Annotated in this window: 2 protein-coding genes; both read right to left on the bottom strand. The window is 47.1% G+C overall.

From position 1 onward, the window contains the following. Positions 1-378 precede the first annotated feature (378 nt). Positions 379-684 carry a hypothetical protein gene (locus tag ACVBEJ_RS14390; RefSeq protein WP_447130333.1) on the bottom strand — a complete coding sequence of 102 codons (306 nt, stop codon included), beginning with the start codon at positions 682-684 and terminating at the stop codon, positions 379-381. An 8-nt stretch (positions 685-692) separates the two neighbouring features. After that, positions 693-8,681 carry an RHS repeat-associated core domain-containing protein gene (locus ACVBEJ_RS14385; RefSeq protein WP_447130332.1) on the bottom strand — a complete coding sequence of 2,663 codons (7,989 nt, stop codon included), beginning with the start codon at positions 8,679-8,681 and terminating at the stop codon, positions 693-695. Positions 8,682-9,154 lie beyond the last annotated feature (473 nt).

Here is a 9,154-nt window from a genome sequence, read left to right as displayed (position 1 = left end):
GTGACGGGCTGAAGGTTCTGAGGCCGCTTCGCGGAATCAGGTCCATCAGACCGGCGCAGTGGCCAACAAGCGAAGCGCGTTAGCTTCGATTTGGTGACACAGAATTTTGAACACCCTCTTAAAAAGACTACTTTTGACATTTAAGGCGGGTTAGTAATTTTCTAATAGGTGTCTCAATCTAAAGAGTCAAGTTCACTAAAGCCCTAAAATTTCGTGCCAGCAAATAAGAAATTAAGAGTATTTTGTGGTTTGCAACCGGATTTCGACCTTTGATTTCTACTGGGGATCTGGTGTCATTAGCCTTGGTACGGCTTTCAGCACGGCCCAATAGATAGTAGTCGTAGCTGGTGATTTAGCCTAGAAAATAAATCTGCTCCCTTATCTTCCTAACTCTAGGCTGCCAATAATTTGGCTGCCATATCGCACCAGCAAGCTGGGTCGTTTATCCATTAAATAGTCTCTAAATTCACAAGACATAATGCGCACTTCAACTTCTCGCTCTTCTCCTCTATGCCAAGGCAAATCACCCAAGATATTAATTTCAGATATCCAAGCGTTCTCTGACTTGCCATCCTCGAATAATTCAACTCTATGCCGAGATGATGTGAGTCCGCTTTCTGGCACTGCACTAATCGCACAAAATAATTTGGCCTTACCAGGTAATGGAGCTGTTGAACTTACCATTCTCTACCTCATAATTTTGGTTTGACTTTAGGCAAGTCTTTTATGGGTACCGTTATCGCAGTACCATTTGGTATGTCAGAAAATGGAGTCTTACTTGCATTATCAAGAACAGACTTAGGTGCCTGCCCCCTTACAATAGTTTGATTCCCTCCAAAAAACTCTGAAAATTTCTTCTGAAGTGCTTTGGCATCGTCAATATTATCGACAAACTGTTTTCCTTCAAATGAACCAGGTGCAGTTCTAAAGCCCCCCGTTTTTTTAATATCCGCCAACTCTACATCATCCACTACACGAAATAGATCTTCTCCTTCATTTCTGGCAGGAGGCCTTTTCCCCCAAACTTTTCTAGATTTCTCAAGTTTATCAGTAAGAACCTTCTTAACTTTCTTAAGCAGCCACTTACCAATCCACTTGCCACCTTTACCAGCAATATAGGTCAAAAGCCCTGAAAGTGAACCAACCCCGGTAGCTGCCTGAGCTACAGCAGCTACCGTTGCCGCTGTATCAAGAACATCCAAGCCCGTAGATATAAGGTCAATCGCTTCCAGTGCATTCTCAAGCTGCCTTTCTGTAACCGAAATATCAAACCCGGCAAAAGAAAAGTCAACTGTTCTAGATGTGTCGGCCAATCCCGTGTGAGATGCATATTCAGCCTTTGGAATAATAACCGTTTTGTAAATAGGCACTTGATATGTCCTATTAATCACACCAACGACTACTTCTCGGGCTTCCGTGTTATATCCCACTATCTCATCAAATGAATTATAAATAGGCTCCCTGTAAACTTGAACTTCAACTATTTCTTCTGCTTGGCTTACTTGCCTATATCCGCTTATGTATGTATAGCTATAACTACCTGTACTTTCAGAAACTGCAGTACCTGTAGCCAGCAATGCCGCTCTAAACCCACTCGGATCAACAAAGCTCATCGGGTTATTCAGCACATAGCTGTAGCGGTTCCAGTTCTGGCTACTGGCGGGCAGTTGCACGTAAGGGTCGGGGCTTAGGAACCGCCCCAGTACCGGGTCGTACACCCGCCCATTCATGTGAATAAAGCCGGTGCGATCAAGGTGTTCGTGCCCGGTAAAGCCTCTGGATGTGCGGATATTGAGGTTATCCAGCAGGCTGTCCAGCTCCGACGTGTCTATATTGCGGAACCAGTCGCTGTCCTTACGGCTACCAAAGGGTTCAAACGCCATCCGTTGCAGCAGGTTGCCATTTTCATCGGTGATGGTGTCAACCGAGCCCAGGTGGTCCCGGTGCAGGTATTCGATTTCTGTGGTGATGGCAAAGCTCTGGTGCAGTATCTCCATGTGGAGGATATTGCTGCCAATACTGGTTTTGTGGACTTCCTGTGTGTCGTTATCGTCCGGTGTGTAGCTGTGTTCGTAATCCCCCACATAGAACACGTATTCGGTTTTGGTCTGGCCGTTGTCCTGGTAGGTGGATTTCTTGAAGTAACGACTACCATCCGGCCCGTACAGGAATTCGTCGCTGGCTTCCGGGCTGGGGTCGTTCAGACCAGTGCCGACAACGATTTTGGTGGGCTGGCTGGAGGCGTTGTACTCAATGTACTTGTCCAGTGTGCTGCTGTCGGTGCGGTCGTAAACGGTTACCGCGCCATTGGCGTCGTAGGTCAGATTGTGCACCACACCGTCAATAGTGGCACTGGTTACGGCGTGGGGGCCCGCCGCACTGCCAGTACTGATGCCGTTGCCGTAGCTATAACTCGTAACATCGGTATCACCACTTTGAGTGCTGGTTTTGCCAATGAGGTTACCTAAACGGTTGTACTGGTAGTCCAGATCCCGTTGCCAAGTACTTCCCAAGTAACTGGCCGCTTCGGTAATCCGATTTAGAGCATCGTATTCAAAGACTTCTCGCCTGGTGGTATTTTGAGCAGTATCGGGCAGAGCCGCACGGCTTTCCAAAGTGCCGTTACTGCGCCATTTGTATTCCAGGTTCTGGAGAACGGTGCTGCCGTTGGTAGTGTCGATATCGGTGAGGCGACCAGACTCTGGGTCGTAGGTGCGCAAGGTGCCCACGCCATTGCCGTAGCTCTCATCGATGACATTGCCAAAAGCATCGGCACTGTTAAAGGTTTGCAGGGCTGCGCCGGTGCTGTTGTTTTCGATCCGTTGCAGGTAGCCACGACCGTTGTACACCCGCTTGACCGCCATGCCCGCCGGGTAGCTGGTCATATCCGGGCGACCGAAGTTATCGTAGGTATTGGTGGTGACATAGTTGTGGCTGGTAGTGCCCAGCACATCGACGCCGGTGATATTGGTATCCACCTGGGTCAGCTGTACCGCGCCACTGAGGTATTGGTAAGTGTAGCTTTCGCTAAAACCGTTATTGTCGGTGCGGCTGGCCAGGTAGCCAGTGCCATTAGTGGCACTATCCCATACCCAATTGCTAGTGCCATCGGCATCGGTACGGCTGGTCACACGACCCAGCAAGTCATAGCCGTAGCTGGTGGCTTGACTTTTGTTATCCGTGACCGTATCCACCTGCCCCAGAGCGGTATAGGTAGTGTCAATAACCCCCACATTGGGGCCAGTAAGTTTGGTGCGGTTGCCGGCTTCATCGTATTCAAACGAAGTGGTGGTTGTGCCGTCGCTGCCACCATTCACTGTCGCCGTTTTGGTGGTGCCATCGGGCCAATAGGTGTAGCTGATACTGGTGGCTTCCGAGCTGCCATGGGCATCGGTAGTTGTCATCAGGCGACTCAGCAAATCGAATTCACTGCGCTTAACCTGTACTTCCGGGTTGTTACCCTGGCTGTCCACAACGGTATCGGATACGGTGACAATTACCCGGTTGGCACCACCATTAACTGTATAGGTAGTGGCAGTGCTTCCGCCATCCGGACGAGTGATTCCAATAATCCGATCTCGCAAATCATAGCTGGGTACCAGATACTCCGGGGTGGCGTTTTCGTAGTAAGGCAATGAGGACTTAGCCACGCGACCCTGGTTGTCGTAGAAGGTATCCCGCAATATGTTGTTACTGCCGCTGTAGGCTTCTACTTCAGTGCGAATCACCCGACCCAACAGGTCATAATACGCAATTGTCTGTGGACTGATACCGGAATCCGTGGTGACTTTAAAGACCGGTGCCACACTGGTGGAACCATCACTGACCGTCCCACAACTACCATTACAGTATTCAATAACAGAGGTGGTAACCACGCCGGTAGAACCTGTAGCGCTAGTCACCCGACCGTGTGCATCCCGTATTTCGCTAACCACCTCGCCATTGACGTCGGTTACCTGCTTGGCGGTGCCAAAGCGCAGATCATAACTATTGATAGTGGTGTTATGGCCTTCCGCATTTTGCAGGCTTTGTGGGTAACGATTATTGAGGAAGTTACTGGCGCTGGATGAGCGAGTAGGCACATTATCGCCGTTTACCGTGGTGCTGGTGACGTTGCCGTAGGTGTCGTACCCGTAGCTGGTGTTCAGTGTCAAGCGCGCGTGATTGGGGAAACGGGTAGCACTGGCAATTCGCAGTGAGCTGCTATGGGGTGTAAAGGTGGCATCCCCGGTAATTGTGTCGGAGCCATCGCTGTTACTACTGCTCACCGCATCCGCAAAACCAACCAGCCACTGGCTGCCAGAGGTGCGGTGGCTAAAACCAGTATTGGTTTGGCTTGTATTGATAACATTGTTGAGGCTGTGGGTTGCGACATCTCCCCAGAAGGCCGGGCTGAAGGACGGTGAGCTGACAGACTCTGCTGTGCTAATGGTGGTATCAACCGTGTCGATAAAACCATTCAGGAAATTGTAGGTATTAGTTTCTTCCGTGGCTCCAAGCAATTGACCACTCTCATAGGCAAAGATGGTGGTGCGATTGCCATAGGCGTATTCGGTGGTATTGTTGTTGCCGTGAGTGATTGTGTGCTTGGTGTATTGGCTTTCCACCTTGCTAAGAACTTCCGTGTGGGAGCCATAAATTCCATCGTATTGATGTACGGCACTGATCTCACCGTAATACAGCGGATCACCCAGATGGCGCTGCATATAGGTGACAATGCCAGACTGTTGGTCAATGACACGCTGGGCGTAGAAACCCAAAAAGCCCCAGTTTTCGGTGCTGTTTAGACCGTCTCCGTGATAAGCGTAGTTGGTGACAAAATCCCCACCCAAGCCATTGCTTTGACGTAGTTCTGTGACCACGTGTTTGTCATCAGCTAAGTTTGCAGTACCTGTAGGTGTAGTTGCTGTACCGAAGGGTCGCTCAGAAAATTGACTACCAGTAGCCGAGAGCAATGAATAGGTAAATTCTGTCCTGACGCCCAAGCCATCAATAACTTCGGATAACCCACCGCTGTAATCAGGGGTTGGATTCGCAACAGCGGCAAAGCTAAATACTAAAGGACTAAAACAGCTTTCTAAAACTCCTTGCTCAGAATAGCCGCACTCCTGAATTTTTTCATTTCCTCCATCGTGAATCAGGCGATATTCCCTAGTTTTAATATTATCCACATAAATAGAAATTAGCCTTAGTGAAATAGGAGGTGTCTCACTGCTTGACCCATACCATTCATAGCCAAATTCAATAACAGCATTATCGTAAGCTGCGCTTAACAAATAATGATTGCCTATAGAATCACCTCCGTGGTCATAAGCATGGTTATACGTGTAGTCAACATCATTACCAAAAGCATCCGTAACTTTGTTAACAGACCATTGTGTAACTGCGCCAAAGAAAAGGACATTTGGGTCATACAATTTATTTGCGACATAGCTGTCTGTGGTTGCGCCATACTGTGCAACCCGGCCATCGGGGAATTTGGCTTCGTACCACGCGCGGCCGGCTATCTCTTTTTGCTCAATCCTGACAAAACTTTCTTTCAAAGTACGATATATGGCACCTGTACTGCCAAAAGTGCCTTGAACAACAACCAGAGGTTCGCCATCTAAGCACAGACCATCAGGGTCAGGTAGGGATATTCCTGTTCGGCATTTGTTAATTGCTGAAATACCATTTAATGACCAGGCTGCATTTCCAAATACATCTTCGGGCATGCCATCTACCAAGCCTTGGGTACCAGAAGCTCCACTGAGATATGAAATAGAAAAATTTGGTTGCAGGCCATTTACACCGGGTGCAACCTTAATAGGTATGGATAGGCTTGCATTACCGCCCGGAGTGACACTGGCTTCATATGGGCTTGAGCCCACGGTTAGATTATTAACTTCTTCTAAGGGGGGAGAAATCGTATTTAACAGCTCGTGAATGCGGACAGAAGCGAATTGTTGCCAGTCGCTGCAATTATTACTGTTACATGCTCGAACCCTGTAGTGATACAGGTTTCGGAACGATTTAGAAGTTGTGTATGTTGTGCCGGAAGATATATTAAAAATAGGGCCGTTCGTGTTTTCTTGCAGCTCGTAATAAGTGACGACTCCCGCTGCTTCTCCCCAAAGAATCGTGTAGTCCTCATCAATTAGCGCTCCATGAGACGAAGCATCAATGTAAGGTGGGGCATCAGGCACATAATCTACTAGCACTTGTACAGAAGCGCTTTCATTACTACAGCCAACATTACTGCAAGCCTTTAACGTATAAGTGTATGTTCCCTCAGTCAAAGTTGCGGAAGGGTTTTGTTGTGTCGGCCCATTATCAGTTAGGGATGTCCCTGAAACTGTTATTGTGCCTAGTCCTCCAGGGCCAGTGCGAGTTAGGAGATAATGGCTTGCTCCAGTTACTGCACCCCAAGATAAAGAAATAGATGATGAACTCACCCCGCTTGGTGCGCTCGGAGCACCAGGAATTGAAGGTGTAGTTACCATACTACTGTTGGAATTACGGTAACCTGAATAAGCTGAGAATGTGCCAACCGTCTTGCGAGCACGAACTCTATATGCGTATGTACCTATGGTCAGATTGTTGAGCGTAGCGCTAGTGCCAGCCCCAGAGTATTTCAATACCCAGCTACCACCATCTTTTTGTTGGTAAAGTTCATAAGCTGTAACTGAGCCTGAAGAACTCCCCCAACTTACCGAGTGACTTCCACTGTAACTTGTACTTGGAGTAGATATGGAGGACGGCACACTTGGCGCAATGGCAACATATGTTGTATCAACCGCACTGTAAGCTGAACATCCAACTGCACTGCATGCCCTTACCCGATAGCCATAAGTGGCACTGCCCAAGCCAGATTCTGACCTGCTGGTGCTGCTGTTAGTTTGAAGTGTACTCCAGCTACCACCGTTAGCACGTCGCTGTAATTCATAGCTAGTAGCTCCTGTTACAGTGCCCCAGGTGACCGAATACGCCCCATCATTACTATTGCTAGGAGCATTTGGAGTACTCGGTGTTGACGGCGAACTAACAACAGCCGTTCCTGAGTATCGCCAGCTAGAGCAACTGGTGAAACTTCCCGTTGTCTTACATGCACGAACAGCATATTGATAATTCCCTTCAGTCAACCCAGAAAATACTTTACTGGTTGAGGTTCCATCGTAACCGCTTGCCCAGCTTCCGCCATTAAAACGCTTATTCAAATCATATTTAGTGATGGAGCCACTTGATGTTCCCCAGCTAACGGTATGAGTGCCACTATAGCTAATGCCCGGTGTTGTTATTGACGCAGGAATTCCGGGAGTGATAGCCACATCAGTGGAATCAACTCCACTGTAAGGAGAACATCCAATCGAGCTACAGGCACGAACACGATATCCATAAGTGCCGTTACTGAGGCCTGCTTCAGAACGGCTTGTGGCACCAATGTTTTGAACTGTTGTCCAGCCAGCGCCATTTATTTGTCTCTGCAACTCATAAGTGTTCGCACCACTAATAACACCCCAGCTTACTGTGTAAGCACCGTTACTGCTGCTGGTTGGAGCACTGGGAGTTCCTGGAGTTGAAGGTGGTACAACATTAGTGGGGTTTGAATAACGCCATGCCGAACAGCTTGTATAGCTGCCTGTTGTTTTACAAGCACGAACAGCATATTCATGATTACCTGCCGCTTGACCACTAAAAGCTTTGCTCGTGGACGTACCATCGTAACCACTACTCCAAGATCCTCCATTAAATCTTTTGTTTAGGTCGTATTTAGTGATCGAACCGCTGGCAGCACCCCAGCTAACTGTAAAGTTGCCGGTATAGCTGACAGATGGATTGCTAATAGATGAGGGGATGCCAGGTGTAATGGCTACATCTGTTTTTTTAATTGAAGTAAATGCAGAGCTGCCAGAGTTGTTACTGGCGTTTACTCGATATTCATATGTGCCATTAGACAGGCCAGATTCAGAACGGCTGGTTGCACTGTTATTTTGAAGTGTGACCCAGCTGCCACCATTCAATCGACGTTGCAGTGAGTAACTGGTTGCACCAGAACTTGAACCCCAACTGACTGTATAACTGCCATCACTATCGCCTGAAGGTACTGTCAAAGCTCCTGGAACAGGGGGAGGGGGCGCAACAGTCACATAATGACCATCTACAATCTGTAGATAATTACCTGTGATTGCAGATTGAACTATACAAACATAAGCATAGCGGTGTTGACCTGAGGTTAATCCGCTTAGATTTATACCACTTACCAATCCAGATCCTACTGGTACACCTCCTGGAGGAATCGGTTCAGCTTTTACCACTGTAAAAGTAGAGAAATCCCCAGCGCTACTTGTATCTTTTACGATTTGTGCATGGAGTACAATGCTGCTACTAACCCCCTCTATTCTCCATAGCAGTGTTGCACTCGATCCCGAGTTGACATGAGAGGTCAATTTCCCAGTTACAGGATCAACTGTTTGTGACAGCAATGTAAAAGACGACCCAGAGGATGGATCTCTAAATCCAGATGTTAATCCCTCGGTTTGAGTTGCTGTCGCAACATTGGCAGATAGAAATATAAAAAGAAATAAGAACGAAGAAAAAAGATACTTGAGGTTTCGATTTATGACTTCAGTCGAAATTTGAAATTTGAAGGCATTGATGAAAATGAAGTTATTTTTAAAAAGAGTCTTTATTAGCTTACCCATTAACATCCGTTTTACCCTCTTAAGTTTGTACTTCCAGTTATCATTAAACCCTATATGTGATGCAGCCAAAATAGAAAATGGCTTGACAACCAACACAACGAGCCGAATTGATGGCCAACCTCAAATTTCTAATTTTGTGGCTTACTTACTATCTATACGAACAACAGGGTCATTTTGGGAGAAAAAATTTAAAAAATTTCCGAAAAAATCAACTTATTTATTGTTTTCAATAGCTTACAAGGTCGCTGAATTGAGGGTGGCAAGTTGAAATTAACTTTTTGTCTAAGAATGCCAGAAAGGATTGAGATGACGAATTCAAAAATTACATCGCTCCGCTAAAACCCATGCTAATAAACTAAGGCAACTCTGATTAATTCATCGTTTGAGCGATAATAGCAGCATATCCACAAACCAGAGATACCGATGCGCCAACAATCCCTGACAGATGGCTTTGAGAAACACCGTAAGAAGAC

Source organism: Porticoccus sp. GXU_MW_L64, assembly GCF_052983295.1.
This window is presented reverse-complemented; position numbering and strand designations above follow the sequence as displayed.